At 60.3% G+C, this 17,198-nt stretch carries 20 protein-coding genes; 8 read left to right on the forward strand and 12 right to left on the reverse strand.

What is annotated here, in order from left to right:
* Nucleotides 1-17: 17 nt before the first annotated feature.
* Nucleotides 18-476 (reverse strand): type II toxin-antitoxin system RatA family toxin, encoded by a 459-nt coding sequence (locus QZ571_RS02385; protein WP_295531145.1) that lies wholly within the window; start codon nucleotides 474-476, stop codon nucleotides 18-20.
* A 96-nt stretch (nucleotides 477-572) separates the two neighbouring features.
* On the opposite strand from QZ571_RS02385, the gene hpt reads away from it, so the two are divergent.
* Nucleotides 573-1,121: a hypoxanthine phosphoribosyltransferase gene (gene hpt, locus QZ571_RS02390; RefSeq protein WP_295531148.1), complete on the forward strand. Its 549-nt coding sequence runs from the start codon at nucleotides 573-575 to the stop codon at nucleotides 1,119-1,121.
* 2 nt (nucleotides 1,122-1,123) lie between these two features.
* Nucleotides 1,124-1,300 carry a hypothetical protein gene (locus QZ571_RS02395; RefSeq protein WP_295531151.1) on the forward strand — a complete coding sequence of 59 codons (177 nt, stop codon included), beginning with the start codon at nucleotides 1,124-1,126 and terminating at the stop codon, nucleotides 1,298-1,300.
* A gap of 11 nt (nucleotides 1,301-1,311) precedes the next feature.
* Here QZ571_RS02395 and QZ571_RS02400 read toward each other — a convergent pair whose 3' ends face one another.
* The 9 genes from QZ571_RS02400 to yajC all read right to left on the reverse strand — a co-directional run bounded on the left by QZ571_RS02400 (nucleotide 1,312) and on the right by yajC (nucleotide 7,658).
* Nucleotides 1,312-1,851 (reverse strand): DsbE family thiol:disulfide interchange protein, encoded by a 540-nt coding sequence (locus QZ571_RS02400; protein WP_295531153.1) that lies wholly within the window; start codon nucleotides 1,849-1,851, stop codon nucleotides 1,312-1,314.
* Nucleotides 1,844-2,062 carry a heme exporter protein CcmD gene (ccmD, locus tag QZ571_RS02405; protein ID WP_295531156.1) on the reverse strand — a complete coding sequence of 73 codons (219 nt, stop codon included), beginning with the start codon at nucleotides 2,060-2,062 and terminating at the stop codon, nucleotides 1,844-1,846. The genes QZ571_RS02400 and ccmD overlap by 8 nt, the downstream gene beginning before the upstream one ends.
* On the reverse strand, nucleotides 2,059-2,787 hold the full coding sequence (locus tag QZ571_RS02410; RefSeq protein WP_295531159.1) for a heme ABC transporter permease: 729 nt from the start codon (nucleotides 2,785-2,787) through the stop codon (nucleotides 2,059-2,061). Before QZ571_RS02410 ends, ccmD begins: the two co-directional genes overlap by 4 nt.
* A gap of 61 nt (nucleotides 2,788-2,848) precedes the next feature.
* Nucleotides 2,849-3,505 carry a heme exporter protein CcmB gene (gene ccmB, locus QZ571_RS02415; RefSeq protein ID WP_295531162.1) on the reverse strand — a complete coding sequence of 219 codons (657 nt, stop codon included), beginning with the start codon at nucleotides 3,503-3,505 and terminating at the stop codon, nucleotides 2,849-2,851.
* Nucleotides 3,506-3,650: 145 nt separating this feature from the next.
* Nucleotides 3,651-4,283, reverse strand: coding sequence for a heme ABC exporter ATP-binding protein CcmA (ccmA, locus tag QZ571_RS02420; protein WP_295531165.1), 633 nt, complete (start codon nucleotides 4,281-4,283; stop codon nucleotides 3,651-3,653).
* 4 nt (nucleotides 4,284-4,287) lie between these two features.
* Complete coding sequence (locus tag QZ571_RS02425) at nucleotides 4,288-4,656, reverse strand: Mth938-like domain-containing protein (protein ID WP_295531168.1); 369 nt, start codon at nucleotides 4,654-4,656, stop codon at nucleotides 4,288-4,290.
* Nucleotides 4,640-5,620, reverse strand: coding sequence for a protein translocase subunit SecF (gene secF / locus QZ571_RS02430; protein ID WP_295531171.1), 981 nt, complete (start codon nucleotides 5,618-5,620; stop codon nucleotides 4,640-4,642). The genes QZ571_RS02425 and secF overlap by 17 nt, the downstream gene beginning before the upstream one ends.
* A gap of 13 nt (nucleotides 5,621-5,633) precedes the next feature.
* The gene (gene secD / locus QZ571_RS02435; RefSeq protein ID WP_295531174.1) at nucleotides 5,634-7,298 is read right to left on the reverse strand and encodes a protein translocase subunit SecD; all 1,665 of its coding nucleotides are present in this window, start codon (nucleotides 7,296-7,298) and stop codon (nucleotides 5,634-5,636) included.
* Between the two features lie 21 nt (nucleotides 7,299-7,319).
* The gene (yajC, locus tag QZ571_RS02440; protein ID WP_295531177.1) at nucleotides 7,320-7,658 is read right to left on the reverse strand and encodes a preprotein translocase subunit YajC; all 339 of its coding nucleotides are present in this window, start codon (nucleotides 7,656-7,658) and stop codon (nucleotides 7,320-7,322) included.
* A 209-nt stretch (nucleotides 7,659-7,867) separates the two neighbouring features.
* On the opposite strand from yajC, the gene mazG reads away from it, so the two are divergent.
* Nucleotides 7,868-8,710, forward strand: coding sequence for a nucleoside triphosphate pyrophosphohydrolase (mazG, locus tag QZ571_RS02445; RefSeq protein WP_295531508.1), 843 nt, complete (start codon nucleotides 7,868-7,870; stop codon nucleotides 8,708-8,710).
* Here mazG and QZ571_RS02450 read toward each other — a convergent pair.
* On the reverse strand, nucleotides 8,703-9,956 hold the full coding sequence (locus tag QZ571_RS02450) for a M20 family metallo-hydrolase (RefSeq protein ID WP_295531180.1): 1,254 nt from the start codon (nucleotides 9,954-9,956) through the stop codon (nucleotides 8,703-8,705). The two genes, mazG and QZ571_RS02450, sit on opposite strands and share 8 nt — an antisense overlap.
* A 93-nt stretch (nucleotides 9,957-10,049) precedes the next feature.
* On the opposite strand from QZ571_RS02450, the gene QZ571_RS02455 reads away from it, so the two are divergent.
* Complete coding sequence (locus tag QZ571_RS02455; RefSeq protein ID WP_295531184.1) at nucleotides 10,050-10,805, forward strand: FCD domain-containing protein; 756 nt, start codon at nucleotides 10,050-10,052, stop codon at nucleotides 10,803-10,805.
* A gap of 21 nt (nucleotides 10,806-10,826) precedes the next feature.
* Here the strand turns inward: QZ571_RS02455 and QZ571_RS02460 are convergent, their stop codons facing one another.
* Nucleotides 10,827-11,525: a DUF1028 domain-containing protein gene (locus QZ571_RS02460; RefSeq protein WP_295531187.1), complete on the reverse strand. Its 699-nt coding sequence runs from the start codon at nucleotides 11,523-11,525 to the stop codon at nucleotides 10,827-10,829.
* 102 nt (nucleotides 11,526-11,627) lie between these two features.
* Between QZ571_RS02460 and QZ571_RS02465 the strand changes: the two genes are divergently transcribed.
* The 4 genes from QZ571_RS02465 (at nucleotide 11,628) to QZ571_RS02480 (ending at nucleotide 17,071) form a co-directional block, all read left to right on the forward strand.
* Complete coding sequence (locus QZ571_RS02465; RefSeq protein ID WP_295531190.1) at nucleotides 11,628-13,214, forward strand: ABC transporter substrate-binding protein; 1,587 nt, start codon at nucleotides 11,628-11,630, stop codon at nucleotides 13,212-13,214.
* Between the two features lie 67 nt (nucleotides 13,215-13,281).
* Nucleotides 13,282-14,229, forward strand: coding sequence for an ABC transporter permease (locus QZ571_RS02470; protein ID WP_295531193.1), 948 nt, complete (start codon nucleotides 13,282-13,284; stop codon nucleotides 14,227-14,229).
* Nucleotides 14,226-16,112 (forward strand): dipeptide/oligopeptide/nickel ABC transporter permease/ATP-binding protein, encoded by a 1,887-nt coding sequence (locus tag QZ571_RS02475; RefSeq protein ID WP_295531196.1) that lies wholly within the window; start codon nucleotides 14,226-14,228, stop codon nucleotides 16,110-16,112. The genes QZ571_RS02470 and QZ571_RS02475 overlap by 4 nt, the downstream gene beginning before the upstream one ends.
* Nucleotides 16,109-17,071: an oligopeptide/dipeptide ABC transporter ATP-binding protein gene (locus QZ571_RS02480; protein ID WP_295531199.1), complete on the forward strand. Its 963-nt coding sequence runs from the start codon at nucleotides 16,109-16,111 to the stop codon at nucleotides 17,069-17,071. Before QZ571_RS02475 ends, QZ571_RS02480 begins: the two co-directional genes overlap by 4 nt.
* Nucleotides 17,072-17,198 lie beyond the last annotated feature (127 nt).

Below are 17,198 nucleotides of genomic sequence, written 5' to 3' on the forward strand. Positions count from 1 at the left end.
CACTTTGCTGGCCAAGATTACGCCTGCGCCCCATAAAGCGCCGCCGCGCGCGTTTCGAACGCCTTAACGATACGGTTCATTGCCTCGTTGAACACGACGCCGATCACGCCTTGCAAGATCCGGTTCTTGAACTCGAAATCGACGAAAAACGCGACCTTGCAGCCGCCCTCGGGATTATCTTCGAACTGCCAATAGCTTTTGAGATATTTAAACGGCCCGTCCAGATATTCGGTGTCGATCCGGTGGGTTTGAGGAAACAACGTCACACGCGAACCGAATTTCTCGCGAAACACCTTGAACGAGATCACCAGATCCGCCTCTAGAATTTCCGAGCCATCGGGCTGAGGTTTGCGCGCCCGAATGCGCGCGGCGGAATTCCATGGCAAAAATTGCGGATAGCTTTCGACATCGGCTACCAGATCATACATCTGCTGTGCCGAATACGGCATGATCCGGTTTTCGCGGTGCTGCGGCATGTCATTTCCGTTTATTGGGCCGTTTTCTTGGCGCCCTTGATGCGATAAAGCAGGGGGCAAAGGCAAGCCCTGCCCCAGCCCGAAAGGCCCGACATCATGCCGCAGCGTCCCCATGTGATTGATCAACTGATCTCGGCCAAGCAGATCGCCGCGCGTGTCGAGGAGCTGGCGGGCGAGATTACGCAAAGTTTTGCGGGCACCGACAAGCTGGTGGTGGTGGGTCTGCTGCGCGGCTCCTTCGTGTTTATCGCCGATTTGGTGCGCGAGATCGAATTGCCCATCGAGGTCGATTTCCTCGAAGCGTCATCTTATGGCGACGGCATGCAAAGTTCGCGCGAGGTGCGGATTTTGAAGGACCTGCGCGCGGGGATCGAGGGGCGCGATGTGCTGGTGGTCGAGGATATCGTCGATACCGGGTTCACGCTGAAGCATGTGATGGGTCTTTTGGGCGCACGCAAACCGCGCCGGATTGAATGCTGCGCGCTGCTGGACAAACCCTCGCGGCGCGAAGTTGATGTGCGCGCCACTTGGACTGGATTTGAAATCCCCGATGAATTCGTCGTAGGCTACGGAATTGATTTCGCGCAAAAAAACCGCAACCTGCCCTATATTGGCAAGGTGCGCTTCACCGGGGACGCAGCGTGAATATGACGTGGCTGATGCGGATGGCGCGATGGGTGCGCCACCCGCCGTCGATGTTACAGGTCAAAATCGTGGCGGCGGTGATCTTTGCCGTGATCGCGATCGTCGTGATCGACAAGCTGGGATATTGGCCCGAATGGGCGCGCCTCAACCCCAAGGCGATGCGCGCGATCCGCCCCTGAACTAAGACGATTTATTGCGCAGGGGCTGTCTTGCCCTCAAGCAATGGGCGCAATTCCGTAGCGATCACCCGCTCGGTCAAGGGCCCGGCAAAGCGAAACAGCACCTTGCCCTTGCCATCCACCACAAAGGTTTCCGGCACCCCATACACACCCCAATTCAGCGCCATCTGACCTTTGGGATCGGCGCCCAATTCGGAATAGGGATTGCCCATCTGCGACAAGAACCCCAACGCCTTTGAGGGCGTATCCTTGTAATTGACGCCGTAGACCGGAATTCCCTCTTTGGAGAGTGCCTCAAGATTGGGATGCTCGACGCGACACGGCGCGCACCAGGACGCCCAGAAATTCACCAGCTTCACTTGGCCATTGCGCAGTTCCATATCGGTGAACGGCTCGAACGCGCCAAGAGGTTCGAGCTGCACGGGCGGCGCGGGTTTGCCTGCGAAAACGGTGGGCAATTGGCTGGGATCTTCGCGTTGCATCCCCCAGATAAACATCCCCGCAAGTGCTGCAAAGATCACGGGGGGGATGAACATCAGCGGCTTAACCATTGGATTTACGTCCCTTTCGTGCCTCGGCCTCAGCGAGCGCTCTCTTGACGCGCGCCCCTTGCCACAAGCTCACCAGAACCAGCGCCACCAGCAAGCCGATGGTCGCCGCCCAAGCGATATTGACCGTATAGGCGTAAGACTTCGTCGAAGCGTCCACCAAGACGACACCGCCCTCGGTGATCGTGGTTCCGGTCGTGGTTGTGTCGGTCATGCCATGCGCTCGCGTTGCTGCAATGCGCCCAGACGGCGCGTGCGAATTTCAGTGCGGGTGCGCACCAGAACTAGGGCCACAAAGAACAATACAAACCCCGCCATGCACAGCAAAAGCGGGAACCAATAGACATCGGCGATATGCTGTTCCTTATCCAGCGACAGCGTCGCGCCCTGATGCAGCCCTTGGTTCCAGAAATTCGCCGCATAGCGCGAGAGCGCCGCAAAGACCGCGCCCACGAGGCTCAGAACGCTGGTCAGATCGGCCGCCGTATCGGGGTCCTCGACCGCCGCCCAAAGCGCGATATAGCCCAAGTAGAACAGGAACAGGATCAGGAACGAGGTCAGCCGCGGGTCCCATTCCCACCACGTCCCCCACATCGGCTGGCCCCAGACCGCCCCGGTGATCAGCGCAATCAACGTCATCACCGCCCCGATCGGGGCCGCAGCCTTGGCGGCCAGCGCGCTGACATGGTGGCGCCGGATCAGCCAGATCAACGAGGTGACCAACATCATCCCCCAGATATTGATCGCCATCATCGCGGCGGGCACATGGACATAGATCACCTTGACTGACCCGCCAAAATTTTCAGCCGCAGGCACAAAGAAATATCCCCAGATCAGCCCCGTCACCAAGGTGATCGCCGCCAATCCCACGATCCAAGGCAACAGAAAACCCGAGGTTTTCATGAATTTTACGGGGTTTGCATATTCCCAGAGTGACATCGTTTCATTTCGTCCTGCTTGGCTTCTTGGTCCGTCTCTAACATGTTTTTCAGGCGGGAACCTAGCGCAGATTGACGCGGATGGCCGCGGCTGACGCAAAGGGAATAAGCGCCACTGTGGCCGCTGTAATGCCCGCAAGCATCAACAGAGCAACATCGGTCGCCATGCCCTGCGCGCCGCGCCGGATCAGCTCGGCCCCAAAGATCAATGTGGGGACATAAAACGGCAATACCAGAAGCGACAGCAACAGCCCGCCCCGCTTGAGCCCCACCGTCAGCGCCGCGCCAAATGTGCCCAGCACCGACAAGGCCGGCGTGCCCAATAGCAGCGAAATCACCAGCCAGCTTTGCGCCGCTGCGGGCAGATGCAGCAAGATACCAAAGATCGGCGCGGCAATCACCAAAGGCAGCCCGGTGGTGAGCCAATGCGCAAACGCCTTCATCGCCACAACCCCTTCGAGCGGGATCGGTGCGGTGGCCAAAAGATCCAAAGAGCCATCCTCGAAATCCAGCGCAAAGATCCGATCGAGAGACAAAAGGCAGGCCAGCAATGCCCCAAGCCACAAAATCCCCGGTGCAATCCGCGCCAAGATATCCCCCTGCGGCCCGACGCCAAACGGCACCAGCGTCACAACGATCAGGAAGAACGCAAGCCCCAGCCCAAAGCCCCCACCCGCACGCACCGCAAGACGCAGATCACGGATCAACAGTGCAATCATACTGAGAATCCCTTCCGGAGACACCCGTGGGACGCTCCGCGGGGAGTATTTCTGGCTAGATGAAACCGTAGCGCGCGCGCCCTTTCATCTAGCTCCAAATACTCCCGCCGGAGGCTCCAACAGGAACACCATGCGCTTCGGTTGATCATAGGAAAGCCTCATCAAAGGCACCCAGCATGCCGCCCTCTTCGGGGAGCCGCGCTTTGAACGGGGCAAGATCGAGCACGCGCGCCTCCTCTAGCCCCAGATCGATATGGGTCGCCAAAAGCGCCGCGCCACCCTGCGCAAGATGGCCGCGCACGGCTTGGGCAAACAGCGCCACAGAGGCGGTGTCGAGCGACACGGTCGGCTCATCGAGCACCCAGACGGGACGGCCCGTGACCAACAGCCGCGCCAGCCCAAGGCGGCGTTTTTGTCCTGCGGACAGGCTCATGGCCGCCCGGTTTGCCAAGCCGCGCAAATTCATGCTCTCAAGCGCGGGGTCTATCGTGTCGGTCGCATAGATCGCCGCCCAGAATTTCAGGTTCTCGCTGACGGTAAGGGTCGACTTCAACCCGTCGGAATGCGCCGCATAGGCCATGCTTTCGCTGGGGATCGACACGTTGCCTGCCAATGCGGGTTGCAAACCCGCCAGCGTGCGCAACAGCGTCGTCTTGCCGATCCCGTTGGGGCCGCGCAGCACAAGCGCCTGACCGGCCTCAACCTCGAACGACAGATTTTCCAAGACCGGTAAGCCGCCGCGCGACACAGCCAAGTTGCGCACACTGAGCATGCTCATGGCGCTAGTCCTTTTCCGGCATCGCCAAAAGCGCACAGCCCACACGCCGCCCCTCAGACAGCAGCACGTTATAGCTGCGCGCCGCAGTCGGCGTGGCCATCGGTTCGCACATGATGCCCTTGGCCGCGAGCGCCTCGACAAGGGATTTGGGCAAATGGGCGAGTTGCTGGCCCGTGCCGATGAACAAGAGATCAATCTGACCAGCGAGCGCCTCAAGCGCCGCTAGATCGTCCACGCCGCCCCAATCGCCTTTTTGATCCGCCATCAGCCAGAGATTGCCGCGATGCACCTCGCCTGCGACCCGGAAAAATCCCGGGCCATAGCCATCGATAGGCAGCGAGGCGCCAAAATTGGCTTCAGTCAGTAGCGACATCGGTTTTGTCGAAGAACTTCTCGGAAGGGTCCTTCTTCTCCTTGTTGCGATCCAACCCGATAAACAGCACGATATTCTTGGCCACATAGACCGAGGAATAGGTGCCCACGATCACGCCCCAGGTCATCGCAAAGACGAAGTTGCGGATCACATCGCCCCCCAGCACCAATAGCGCGATCAGCGCCAGCAGCGTAGTGCCAGACGTCATCACGGTACGCGAGAGCGTTTCGTTGACCGAAATGTTCATCACATCGCGCAACGGCATTTTCTTATATTTGATCAGGTTTTCGCGCAGCCGGTCGAACACAACCACTGTGTCGTTGATCGAATAGCCCAGGATCGTGAGCAGAGCCGCGATGATCGACAGATCGAACTTGAGCTGAAACAGTGAGAAAATCCCGATCGTCACCGTCACGTCATGGATCAAGGCGGCCACGGCGCCAATCGAGAATTGCCATTCAAATCGCAGCCAGACATAGACCAGGATCGCCGCCACTGCCGCCAGCACCGACCATACCGCCGTCCAGACCAGCTCGCCCGACACTTTCGGGCCAATCGATTCAGTCGAGGTGATTTTGACGTCCTTGTTCACGGTTTGAAGCGCGGCGAGCACCTTGGACTGGGTCTCGGGCGAGATCGCCTCTTGCCCGCCCTGCGCCTGAATGCGCAACGTGGCAACATGCTGATCGGCGCGGAAGTTGGGATCATAAACTTCGGTAATCGCCACATCGCCCAAGTTAAGCGGCGCAATCGCACGGCGATAATCCCCGACATTGATCGCGATATCGCTTTCGGTGCGGATCGTCGTGCCGCCCCGGAAGTCGATCCCAAGGTTCAGCCCCATGGTGAACACCAGCACCAGCGAGGCCAGCACCATCACCACCGAAAAGCCGAAGGTCAGCTTTTGATGCTTGAAGAAGTCGAAGGTGGTCTTTTCGGGGACCAGTTTCAGACGGAATGCCATGATCTCTGCTCCCTTACAGAATGAGCTCTTTGGGACGCTTGCGTGCGAACCAGAAGCTGATGAAAAGTCGTGTCACCCAAATCGCGGTAAACACAGATGTTACGATACCAATCAGGAACGTCACCGCAAAGCCACGCACCGGCCCTGCCCCCAGCACGAACAAGATCAAGGCCGTGAGGAAGGTGGTGACGTTGGCATCGATAATAGCCGACATCGCGCGCTCATAGCCCAGTTCGATGGCGCGAGCCGGTTTCTTGGCGATCTTCAGCTCCTCTCGGATGCGTTCGAACACCAGCACATTGGCATCCACCGCCGTGCCCATCGTCAGCACGATCCCCGCAATGCCGGGCAGCGTCAGCGTGCCACCGATCACCGACATGATCGCAAAGATCAGCGCGATGTTGATCCCCAAGGCGATCGAGGCAAAGAAGCCGAACAAGCCGTAAGACGCAATCATGAAGGCCACAACCAGCACCGCGCCAACGGCAGCGGCCAGCTTGCCCGCCTTGATCGAATCTGCGCCCAGTTCCGGGCCAATGGTGCGTTCTTCAAGGAAGGTCATCGAAGCTGGCAACGCGCCCGCGCGCAGCAACAGCGCCAGATCGGTTGCCTCTTTGACCGTGAAGCGCCCGGTAATGATGCCCGAACCACCCGCGATATGCGATTGAATGACGGGGGCCGAGATCACCTTGTTATCCAGCACAATGGCGAAGGGCTTGCCGATATTGGCCTGCGTGTAGTCGCCAAAGGTGCGCGCAGCGCTCACGTTGAAGCGAAAGCCCACCGCCGGATAGCCGTTTTGATCGGTATCTGGGCGCGCATCAGTCAGATCCTCGCCGGTAACGACTGGCGAGGTATCCAGCACATAATACAACCCTTTTTGATCGGAGGACGGCAAGATTTCCTCGCCCGCGCCCACCGCCTCATTCGGGTTCGACGTGGTCGAGATCACCGAGTTGAAGGTCAGCTTGGCGGTCGTGCCGATCAGTTCTTTCAGCTCTTGCGCCGATTTCAGCCCGGGCACCTGAATCAAGATCCGGTCCGAGCCTTCGCGCACGATGCTGGGCTCGCGCGTGCCAGCTGCGTCAATCCGGCGACGCACGATTTCAAGCGATTGCTGCACCGTGCGATCGTCGGTTGCGGCTTTTTCAGCGTCAGAAAGCTGAATCACCAACTGGTCGCCCTCGCTGGTGATCGCGTAGGTCTTTTGCCCAACACCTGTCAGTGAAGTCACTGGCGTGTTCAGCGTTTGCGCAACCTCGATCGCCTTTTGCATCTGATCGCCATTACCGATGCGGATGCGCAAAATGCCCGGATCGGCCTGCACGCGCCGGATCGCCCCAAGCGTCGCGCGTTCATCCGCAAGCGCCTTGCGGAATTCCGGCCAGAGCGCATCGACGCGGCTCTTATAAACATCAGCCACGTTGACCTGCGCCAAAAGCTGCGCACCGCCGCGCAGATCAAGGCCCAGATTGACCAGACCAGAGGGCAGCCAATCGGGCCAGGCCGAGTTCGCCTGCTGCTGCTCGGGCGTCATAGCGCCGTTTTTCTTCAGGGCTAAGAGCGCATCATTATGCCCCTCAACCCGGTTGTAAAAAGCGTTCGGCGCGGCAAAAATGATCCCTGCCAAAATAACGGCAAGGATCAGCACGCGCTTCCACAGCGAGATCTGCAACATGGGCGATGGGCCTTTGGCTAATTATTTGGCGCTTGTGGCGGGTTCGGTCTTGGACAGAACCTGCACGATGGTGGTTTTGATCACGTTGACTTCAACGCCCTGTGCGATCTCGACCTTGACCTCGCCATCTTCAAGCACCTTGGACACTTTGCCGATGATCCCGCCTTGCGTGACCACCTTGTCGCCACGGCGCAGGGTTTCAACCATCGCCCTGTGATCTTTGGCTTTTTTCTGCTGGGGACGGATCATCAGGAAATAGACGATCACGAAAATCAGGATCAGCGGTAGAAACTGACCAAGTGCTGCGACGGGGCTAGCGGATGCGCCGGCGGCTTGTGCGAATGCGGGTGTTGCGAACATGTCGTGGTCCTTTGTCTTTGGGCCTTGGGGGCAGATCGCCCCGTCTGTCGGCGCGCACCCTATCCGTGCCTATGACGCTTGGCAAGGCGATGCCAGCCCCGTTGCACGCTGTTCACGGCGCGATGATCGCGGCAAGCGGGCTGCGCGGTGGACTCTGCGCGCGCGCCATGCCTAATTTCGCGCAATTCCCCCTATACGGAGATTACGCGATGCCCGGTTATGACCCCAATCTGATCTTTGACGCGACGGGCGGATATCTGCGCCAGTTTGAGCGTCTGGTGGCGATCATGGCCGCATTGCGCGATCCGACAACCGGTTGTCCTTGGGATATCGAGCAGGATTTCGACACCATCGCGCCCTACACGATCGAAGAGGCGCATGAGGTTGCCGATGCCATCGCGCGCAAGGCTTGGAACGAATTGCCCGGCGAATTGGGCGATCTGGCCTTGCAGGTCGTGTATCATGCGCAAATGGCGAATGAGGGGGGCAAATTCGATATCGCTGATGTGCTGGGCGCGATCAACGCCAAGATGGTGGCGCGTCATCCCCATGTTTTTGGCGATGAGAGCCGCGACAAAACGCCCGAGCAGCAAACCGCAGATTGGGAAGCGATCAAGGCAGCCGAGCGCAAAGCAGCGGGCAAATCCGAGCGCGTGGGGGTGCTTGATGGGGTCGCGCTTGGCTTGCCTGCGCTCAGCCGTGCGATCAAGCTGCAAAACCGGGCCGCGCGGGTCGGGTTTGACTGGCCTTCAACCGACGAGGTGCTGGATAAGATCGTCGAGGAAGCGCGCGAATTGGAAGAGGCGCGCGACTCGCTTGGCCCCGATGAACTGGCCGAGGAATATGGCGATCTGCTGTTTGTGATGGTCAATCTGGGCCGCCATCTGGGGTTGGACCCCGAAGCAAGCTTGCGCGCTGCGAATATGAAATTCACGCGGCGTTTCAACTATATAGAACGCGAACTTCAAGCGCGCGGCAAAGCCCCCAAAGACAGCGATCTGACCGAAATGGACGCGCTTTGGGATCAGGCGAAAGCGGCGGGCGTCAAATAACGCTCTGGGGGTGTGCAAGGGCACGCGCCGCAGGGTCAAACGCCCGCAGCGTCTCTGCCAACGCCTCCACCGCCGCGCCCATATCTTCGTCGCGCGCTTGCTCTGCGGGACTGTGGCTGATGCCCTTGTGACAGCGCACAAACATCATCGCCACCGGGCAAAGATCGGCCATGGCCGAGGCGTCATGGGTTGCGCCCGACGCCAGCTCGGGGGCCTGCCCCGTCACATCGCGCACTGCTGTTTGCAACTGGGCACGCAAGGTGGGATCACAGGCAATGGCGGGCTGGGCATAGCTGCGCATGGCGACAATCTCGGTACGGGTTTCGCGCGCGATATCGGCGCAAATCCGGGCCAATTCTTCCCCCGCAGCCTCGCGCGCGTTATCCTCGGGGGCGCGAATTTCGACCGTCAGATCCACCTGCGAAGGGATCGCGTTCACCACGTTGGGGCTGACAGTAAGGGCCCCGACCGTGGCGCGCAAATCGTGACGCAGCGCCAGATCATGCACCGCCTCAACCAGCTTGGCCCCCGCACGCAACGCATCGCGACGCAGCGCCATCGGCACCGTACCCGCATGCCCCGTCTCACCGATGATGGTGACCGCATGTCGCTCGATCCCCGAAATCGCCGTCACCACGCCGAGCGGTGCATCCAGCGATTCCAGCACCGGACCTTGCTCAATATGCAGCTCAAGATAGCCCAAAGTGTCCGCAGGATCGCGCGCCAGAAGCAATGCTGCGTCGCGATCCCCGCCAAAGCGCGCAAGCGCATCGCCAAGGGTCTCGCCCGTGGCATCGCACATCGCAAACACCGCCGAGTCCAGCGTGCCCGCCAACGCGCGCGAGCCCAGCAAAGCGGTGGGAAAGCGTACGCCTTCTTCATCGGCAAAGGCCAAAATCTCGACCGCGAAGGGCAGATCCACCCTGTCTTGCTCCAGCTTTTCCAGCGCAAGACAGCCCAAAGCGACCCCCATGATCCCGTCAAAACAGCCACCTTGGCGCACGGAATCTTGATGCGAGCCGATCAGCAACGTGCCCGCCCCCGCAGGCCCCGCGCGCCGCCCCACCAGTGTGCCCGCCGCATCCAGATGCACCGCACATCCCGCCGCCCTCATCCAGCCCGTGATGATGCCGATTGCGGCCTCGTGCTGATCGCTGAACGGCAGCCGGGTCACGCCAGGACCAGGTTGTGACGCCATCGAGATAATCTCAAGCCGCTCGCGCGCGATCTCGCCCCACTGGGTCATGTCGACATTCCTATTTATCATGATAATTCGGTGACTACTCTTTCTGCTCTGATTGTTCTAGAAAAAAGAAACACCCCTAGCAGAATGACGCCGATGGCCCGCAAATCCGATCCCGAACCCAAACGCCGCCGCCCTGCGAAAGTGGCCGATCAGATCAAGGATTGGGTTGTGTCCCAAGGCTTGCAAAAGGGCGATCGGCTGCCCGGTGAGGCCGAGATGATCACGCGCTTTGCGATGTCCAAGGGCACGATCCGCGAGGCGATGCGCCTGCTCGAAGGGCAAGGTCTGATCGAAACGCGCACCGGCCCCGGAGGCGGGTCATTCGTGGGTGAGGTCACCGAGGAACGCGCCCGGTCTCTACTGGGAAACTACTTTTATTTCAAAGACCTGACCGTGGCCGACATCTATCAGATTCGCCGCGTGCTGGAACCCGAGATGGTCGCACAATTGGCAGGCACGCTGTCAGAACCCGCATTGGCAGAGTTGGAAGATCTGATCTCGCATTATGCAGAACCTGCGAAATCCCCGGAAGAAGAGCGCCAGCAACATGTGGATTCGCTTAAATTTCATGCGAGTTTGGCGCGCCAATCTGACAATCCGCTGCTATCGTTTCTGATTGGTTTCATGGCGCAAATCCTTTCCGATTTGACCGTCTATCGCAAACTCTACGCCCCGCCCAATCGCGAATTGTGGGAGAGCGGGCGCAATCACCAGATCCAGTTGATCGCGGCGCTGCGGGAGGGCCGTGGCGAAGACGCCCGCCTGATTATGGCCGATCACATGGAGACCGCACAGCGCCTGATGGAGGCGCAAGAAGCCGAGGTGATGAAACGCTTCATCGCCGAATAGCGCGGGGGTCAGGTTCCGGGGTCAGACCTCGGGGACGGGCAGCGGTTCGGTCGTGACCAGATCGGGCGCGCGATACGGATCGGCCAGCGTGGGCACCACGCGGGTCCACCCCCAATAGGGCTCGGTGCGCGCTGCGGCCAACAGGCTGGCGAGGTCCTCAAGCGGGCGGGCCGAGCGGTCGATCCGCAGGCTCAGCGGCGTTTGGCTGCGCGACACCACCAACAGCGCCGCCGAAAGCAGACCCCGACTATCGCCCCCTGCCCGCGCGCCCGCCACCAGTGCAGCCATCAGACGGTCAGGCATTGCGCCCGTGCTGCCCAGATAGGCGTCGCGCGTGGCCGAAATCACCTCGGGGGCCGAAAGCATATTGCCCGCCACGACGACACCCGGCCCTTCCAGCGCGCCACAGACCGGCACGCTGAGATCGCCAGTGAAATGGCCCGTGCGCCCGTGGCAGTCGATTGCTGCAAGCTGGCGATGCGCGCGACCGGTATCAGGCGCCGTCACATTGGCCACCGCCAGCGCCGCTGGCTTGCCAGCGCGCATCTCGGTCAAGACATCGTCCCCCCACAACGTCGACGGCGCAGTTCCCTGACTGGCCGACAGCCCCGAATCGGCCCCGCCACGCAACACCCAAGCCCCCACGCACAGGCTGCCCGTCATTGCGGCCCCGCCCAAAATGCCTGTTTTTTTGTCGAATGCGAGGATCGAAACCGTCATGCACGCTGCTCCGTTTATCTGACTCTTGCAATTATCATGATAATTTGCCCTGATGCAATTATCATAAAAAATATCAGCCATGTCTGAACAGGAGAGGTCACAATGTCAAAACTCACCCTCACGCGGCGCGCGCTACTGATTTCAGGCGTGGCGAGCGGCGTCCTTATGGGCACGAATCTGGCCGCGATGGGCGAAACCCCACCCGGTGTTCTGGTCGTGGGCCAGATTGCCGAGCCTAAGGCGCTCGATCCGGCCGCCGTCACCGCAGTGAATGATTTCCGCATCCTGATGAATGTCTATGACGGATTGGTGCGCTACAAATCGGGCACACTGGAGGTCGAACCGGCGCTGGCGCAAAGCTGGACGATCTCGGAAGACGGGAAGACTTATACGTTCAAGCTGCGCGATGGCGTCAAATTCCACGATGGATCGCCTTTTGACGCCGAAGCGGTGGTATTCAATTTCCAGCGTATGCTGGATGACACCCATCCCTACCACCACACCGGGCCGTTCCCGCTGGCGTTCTTTTTCTCCAGCGTGGACAAAGTCGAGGCCACCGATGCGACAACCGTGACCTTCACGCTGAAAGAGCCCTACGCGCCCTTCCTGTCCAACCTCGCCTATCCGACGGGGTTGATCGTCTCGCCCACTGCGGTGAAGAAATTCGACAAAGATTTTGGGCGCAATCCGGTGGGCACCGGGCCGTTCGTGTTCAAGGAATGGCGCCCCAATGAGGCCGTAGTGGTCGAGGGCAATCCCGATTATTGGGACACGCCAACGACCCTCAAGGCGGTGATATTCCGCCCCATTACCGACGCCAACACCCGCGTGGCCGAGATGCTGGCCGGAGGGATTGATCTGATGGTCGAGGTGCCGCCCGTCGCACTCAAAGAGTTCCAGAATGCAAGCTACCATCTGGTCGAACAGGCCGGCCCGCATCTGTGGTTCCTGATCCTCAATTGCGCCTCGGGACCGTTCAAGGACAAGCGCGTGCGTCAGGCCGCCAATTACGCGATCAACAAGGAAGCGCTGGTCAATGACGTTCTGGAGGGCACCGCGACGGTCGCGGCGGGCCCAACGCCTGCGGCCTTTGCCTGGGCGCATGACGACAGCTTGCAGCCCTACCCCTACGATCCCGAAAAGGCCAAAGCCTTGATCAAAGAGGCCGGGGCCGAGGGCGCGGAAGTGGTGTTTTATGTCACCGATGGCGGCTCGGGGATGCTCGACCCGGTGCCGATGGGCACCGCCATTCAGGCAGATCTGAAAGCCGTGGGGCTGAACGCCAAGATCGAGACCTTTGAATGGAACACCTTCCTTGGCAAAGTGAACCCCGGTCTGGATGCCAACGGCGCGCATGTCGATATGGCAGAGATGGCGTGGATGACCAACGATCCCGACACCCTGCCCTATCTGGCGCTGCGCACCGATGCCTGGCCCGATAAGGGCGGGTTCAACTCGGGCTATTATTCCAACCCCGAGGTGGATAAACTGCTGAATGAGGCGCGGACCTCGACCGATCAGGCCAAGCGCGCCGAGCTATACAAGAAGATGCAGGTCATCGTGCATGACGACGCGCCTTGGGTCTTTGTTGCGAACTGGAAACAGAACGCAGTGAGCAATGACAAAGTGTCTGATTTCACCCTGCAACCGTCGTTCTTCTTGCTGCTCAAGGACGTGAAAAAGGCCTAAGCGGGTTTGGAGGGCGGGCGGATCGGCCTGCCCTCTGTTCTTGAGACGCGAACCATTCGGAGCGGTAATGGGCGGCTATATCCTCAAACGGCTTTTGCTGGCGATCCCGGTGATTTTCGGCATCACGGTGATCGTGTTTTTGATCATGGCGATGATCCCCGGCGATCCGGCCACGGCCATTCTGGGCAGCTACGCCACGCCCGACAATGTGGCCAAGATCAACCGCGATCTGGGTCTCGATAAGCCGCTGGTGACACGCTATTTCATCTGGCTGTGGAACATGTTGCATGGCGATTTCGGAACCTCGTTTTCGCTTAACCGCCCCGTCATCGACGAGGTGCTGGAGCGCTTCAACAACACGCTGATCTTGGCGGGCACGTCTTTTGTGATGTGCACCGTTCTGGGCATCATCGCAGGCTCGATTTCAGCGGCGCGCCAATATGGCTTTGCCGATAAGGCGATCACATTTGTCGTGCTGCTGGGTATCTCGATCCCGTCGTTTTTTCTTGGCATGATGATGATCCTTTTCTTCGCCGTCGATCTGCGCTGGCTGCCGGTTTCGGGGATGTATGCGATCTATGGCGGGGGCGATCTGCCCGATCTGATCCGCCACCTCACCATGCCTGCGCTGGCGCTCGCGGTTGTGGCGACGGGGGTTGTGGCGCGGCTGTCGCGGTCGGCCATGCTCGAGGTGTTGCGGCAGGATTTCATCCGCACGGCGCGGGCCAAGGGCGTCGGCGAAGGCCGCGTGATCTGGGGCCATGCGTTGCGCGCGGCGATGGTCTCGATCATTCCGGTGCTGGGCATTCAGGCGGGGTTCGTGCTGTCGGGCGCGGTTTATATCGAGATCGTGTTTCAGTGGCCCGGCATCGGGCGGATGCTGGTCGATGCCATTCTGCAGCGTGACATCCTGCTGGTGCAAGGCGGCGTCGTGTTCGTTGCAGCCTGCTACGTGATTTTCAACATCATCGTCGATGTGGCGCAAAGCCTGCTGGACCCGAGGATCAAGACATGAGCGCGTTTTTCAAATTGCTGGCGCGCAATCGGATGGCGCTGGGCGGTCTGGTGGTGATGGGGCTGGTGGTGGTGCTGGCGCTGATCACGCCGCTCTTGCCGCTGATCGACCCCGATGTGACCAATACCGCTGACCGTTTTCAGCCGCCCTTCTCGCCCGGTCATCTGCTCGGCACCGATCAACTGGGGCGTGATTTGCTCTCACGGCTGTTATGGGGCACGCGGCTGTCTCTGGCTGTGGGCTTTGCCGCCGCGCTGTTTGCGGCCGTGGCCGGGGCTGCCGTGGGCATCATCGCAGGGTTTTACGGCGGGCGCACCGATAATGTCATCATGCGCGGCGTCGATATGCTGATGGCGTTTCCCTATATTCTGCTGGCGCTGGCGATTGTCGCCGCCCTCGGCCCCGGCTTGGTGAACGCGCTGATCGCGGTGTCGGTCGTCAACATCCCGTTTTTCGCGCGCAACATTCGCGGAATCACCGTGGGGCTGGCGCATAAGGAATTCGTCGATGCGGCGAAACTGGCGGGCATGTCGAATAGGCGCATCATCCTCTCCGAGATCCTGCCCAACGTGATCCCCGTCATCGTGATCGCGATGTCCACGACCATCGGCTGGATGATCTTGGAAACCGCGGGGCTCAGCTTTCTCGGGCTTGGCAGCCAACCTCCGCAGGCCGATCTGGGATCTATGCTGGGCGAGGCGCGCTCGGCCCTGATCACCAACCCGCATACCTCGGTCATTCCCGGCATCATGATCCTGATTATCGTGATGAGCATCAACCTGCTGGGAGATGGCGTGCGCGACGCCCTTGATCCGCGCCTCAAATCGGGCGCGCTGAGCCGCCCGATGGCGGCCACGCGGGTGGATCGCAAGGACAAGCCCGCGGCCAGAACGCAAACCGAAGGGCTGCTAAGCCTCGAAAACCTGCACACCCAGTTCCACGTCAAAAACAGGGTCTATAAAGCGGTTTCTGGCGTTTCTCTATCGGTCAAGCCGGGCGAATGTTTGGGGGTAATTGGCGAATCTGGCTCGGGGAAATCGGTCACGGCGCTGTCGATTATGGGGCTGGTGGCCTCGCCGCCCGGCGTGATCACCGGGGGCGCGGCGCGCCTTGAGGGGCGGGACATGATCGGCGCGCCCTACCCCGAATTGCGCAGCCTGCGCGGTCGCCGCGTCGCCTATATCTTTCAAGATCCGTTGGCCACGCTGCATCCGCTTTACAAGGTCGGTGATCAGCTGATCGAAGCAATCTCGTGCCACCGCGCAATCTCGAAATCCGATGGGCGCGCCAAGGCAATCGATCTGCTGAGATCGGTGCGCATCCCCAATGCCGAAGAGCGCATCGACAGCTACCCCCATGAAATGTCGGGCGGGATGCGCCAGCGCGTGGGCATCGCGATGGCACTGGCCAATGACCCCGATGTGATCATTGCGGATGAGCCGACAACGGCCCTTGATGTTACTGTTCAGGCGCAAATCCTTTCGCTTCTCAATGACTTGCGGCGCGAACGCGGGCTGGCGATCATCTTTATCACCCATGATTTTGGCGTTGTCGCGCAGCTTTGCGACCGTGTGGCGGTGATGTATGCGGGCCGCATCGTAGAAACCGGGCCGACGATGGCGGTGCTTGACGCGCCCGCCCATCCCTACACCGCGCGGCTGATCGCTTGCGTGCCCGAACTGGGCGCAGGCAAGCGCAAGCTGGAGGCCATTCCGGGCCTGCCGCCCTCGGTCGATGAACTGCCCATGGGCTGTGCCTTTGCCCCGCGCTGCCTGAGGGCGCAAGAGGCTTGCCAGCAAGGTGAGATCGCGCTGGCCGGGGAGGATACGCGCGCCGTGCGCTGCCTGTTCCCCGAAACGACCCTCGCGGAGGAAACCGCATGAGCATCGCATTGCAAGTCACTGACCTATCAAAGACATTTCCTGTCGGAAAGAAACTTTTCGGCGGTGCCAAGGGGGCCGTAAAGGCAGTGCATCCAATCACGCTATCGGTCAACACCGGCGAAACTTTGGGCATCGTGGGTGAAAGCGGTTGTGGCAAGTCCACCTTGGCGCGGATGCTTGTGGGACTGATCCCGGCAACAACGGGCCAGATCGAGATCGAGGGCGCGGCGCTTAATACCGCCGACCCGGCGGACTTTGGTAAGCGTATCCAATACGTGTTCCAAGACCCGATCAGCAGTCTCAACCCGCGCAAGACGATCCGCCAAATCATGGATGCGCCGCTGAAGCTGCTGCATAAGATGGACCGTCCTGCGCGCGAAAAGCGCATTCTTGAGATTTTCGATAGTGTGAACCTGCGCGCCGATTTTCTGGATCGCTATCCGCATGAATTTTCCGGCGGTCAGGCGCAGCGTATCGGCATCGCGCGCGCGCTTGCCGCCCAAGCGCGTATCCTGATTTTGGATGAGCCCGTCTCGGCGCTGGATGTCTCGGTGCAGGCTCAGGTTTTGAACCTGCTCGCGGATCTCAAACACGAATTCGGCCTGACCTATCTTTTCATCAGCCACGATCTGGCGGTGGTCGAGGCCGTGTCAGACCGCATAGCCGTGCTCTATTTCGGTTCGGTCGTCGAGGAAGGTCGCGCCGAAGAGATTTTCGCCAATCCGCGCCATCCCTACACCAAATTGCTAGCCGAGAGCGCGCCTGTCGTGGGCCGCGCGCTTGGCGACCCCGAACAGGGTCAGGCAGAGCTGCCAAATCCGCTCAACCCGCCGCCCGGCTGCGCATTTGCCAATCGCTGCCCGTATGCCAGCGGTCAATGCCGCAAAACCGTGCCCGTGCTGGAACAGATCGGGCCCGATCAGCGCGTGGCCTGCTATCATCCGCTGCCATCAGCCTAGATACTCGCGTAGGCAGTTGTTTTGCCTGAATTTTTTCCACACTGTCGGTGGCCAATGCATCGCCCCTCACTGCTCAAGCGAATTGATCCGCCGATACGATACGCCGCGTGATGACCAAGCTGCCGGT

The organism is uncultured Thioclava sp. (assembly GCF_913064665.1).
GTDB lineage: Bacteria > Pseudomonadota > Alphaproteobacteria > Rhodobacterales > Rhodobacteraceae > Thioclava > Thioclava arctica.

What these genes read in the sequence shown, in the direction of transcription:
- QZ571_RS02385 (WP_295531145.1), bottom strand. Translation starts at nt 476, where the DNA reads ATGCCGCAGCACCGCGAAAACCGGATCATGCCGTATTCGGCACAGCAG.
- hpt (WP_295531148.1), top strand. Translation starts at nt 573, where the DNA reads ATGCCGCAGCGTCCCCATGTGATTGATCAACTGATCTCGGCCAAGCAG.
- QZ571_RS02395 (WP_295531151.1), top strand. Translation starts at nt 1,124, where the DNA reads ATGACGTGGCTGATGCGGATGGCGCGATGGGTGCGCCACCCGCCGTCG.
- QZ571_RS02400 (WP_295531153.1), bottom strand. Translation starts at nt 1,851, where the DNA reads ATGGTTAAGCCGCTGATGTTCATCCCCCCCGTGATCTTTGCAGCACTT.
- ccmD (WP_295531156.1), bottom strand. Translation starts at nt 2,062, where the DNA reads ATGACCGACACAACCACGACCGGAACCACGATCACCGAGGGCGGTGTC.
- QZ571_RS02410 (WP_295531159.1), bottom strand. Translation starts at nt 2,787, where the DNA reads ATGTCACTCTGGGAATATGCAAACCCCGTAAAATTCATGAAAACCTCG.
- ccmB (WP_295531162.1), bottom strand. Translation starts at nt 3,505, where the DNA reads ATGATTGCACTGTTGATCCGTGATCTGCGTCTTGCGGTGCGTGCGGGT.
- ccmA (WP_295531165.1), bottom strand. Translation starts at nt 4,283, where the DNA reads ATGAGCATGCTCAGTGTGCGCAACTTGGCTGTGTCGCGCGGCGGCTTA.
- QZ571_RS02425 (WP_295531168.1), bottom strand. Translation starts at nt 4,656, where the DNA reads ATGTCGCTACTGACTGAAGCCAATTTTGGCGCCTCGCTGCCTATCGAT.
- secF (WP_295531171.1), bottom strand. Translation starts at nt 5,620, where the DNA reads ATGGCATTCCGTCTGAAACTGGTCCCCGAAAAGACCACCTTCGACTTC.
- secD (WP_295531174.1), bottom strand. Translation starts at nt 7,298, where the DNA reads ATGTTGCAGATCTCGCTGTGGAAGCGCGTGCTGATCCTTGCCGTTATT.
- yajC (WP_295531177.1), bottom strand. Translation starts at nt 7,658, where the DNA reads ATGTTCGCAACACCCGCATTCGCACAAGCCGCCGGCGCATCCGCTAGC.
- mazG (WP_295531508.1), top strand. Translation starts at nt 7,868, where the DNA reads ATGCCCGGTTATGACCCCAATCTGATCTTTGACGCGACGGGCGGATAT.
- QZ571_RS02450 (WP_295531180.1), bottom strand. Translation starts at nt 9,956, where the DNA reads ATGACCCAGTGGGGCGAGATCGCGCGCGAGCGGCTTGAGATTATCTCG.
- QZ571_RS02455 (WP_295531184.1), top strand. Translation starts at nt 10,050, where the DNA reads ATGGCCCGCAAATCCGATCCCGAACCCAAACGCCGCCGCCCTGCGAAA.
- QZ571_RS02460 (WP_295531187.1), bottom strand. Translation starts at nt 11,525, where the DNA reads ATGACGGTTTCGATCCTCGCATTCGACAAAAAAACAGGCATTTTGGGC.
- QZ571_RS02465 (WP_295531190.1), top strand. Translation starts at nt 11,628, where the DNA reads ATGTCAAAACTCACCCTCACGCGGCGCGCGCTACTGATTTCAGGCGTG.
- QZ571_RS02470 (WP_295531193.1), top strand. Translation starts at nt 13,282, where the DNA reads ATGGGCGGCTATATCCTCAAACGGCTTTTGCTGGCGATCCCGGTGATT.
- QZ571_RS02475 (WP_295531196.1), top strand. Translation starts at nt 14,226, where the DNA reads ATGAGCGCGTTTTTCAAATTGCTGGCGCGCAATCGGATGGCGCTGGGC.
- QZ571_RS02480 (WP_295531199.1), top strand. Translation starts at nt 16,109, where the DNA reads ATGAGCATCGCATTGCAAGTCACTGACCTATCAAAGACATTTCCTGTC.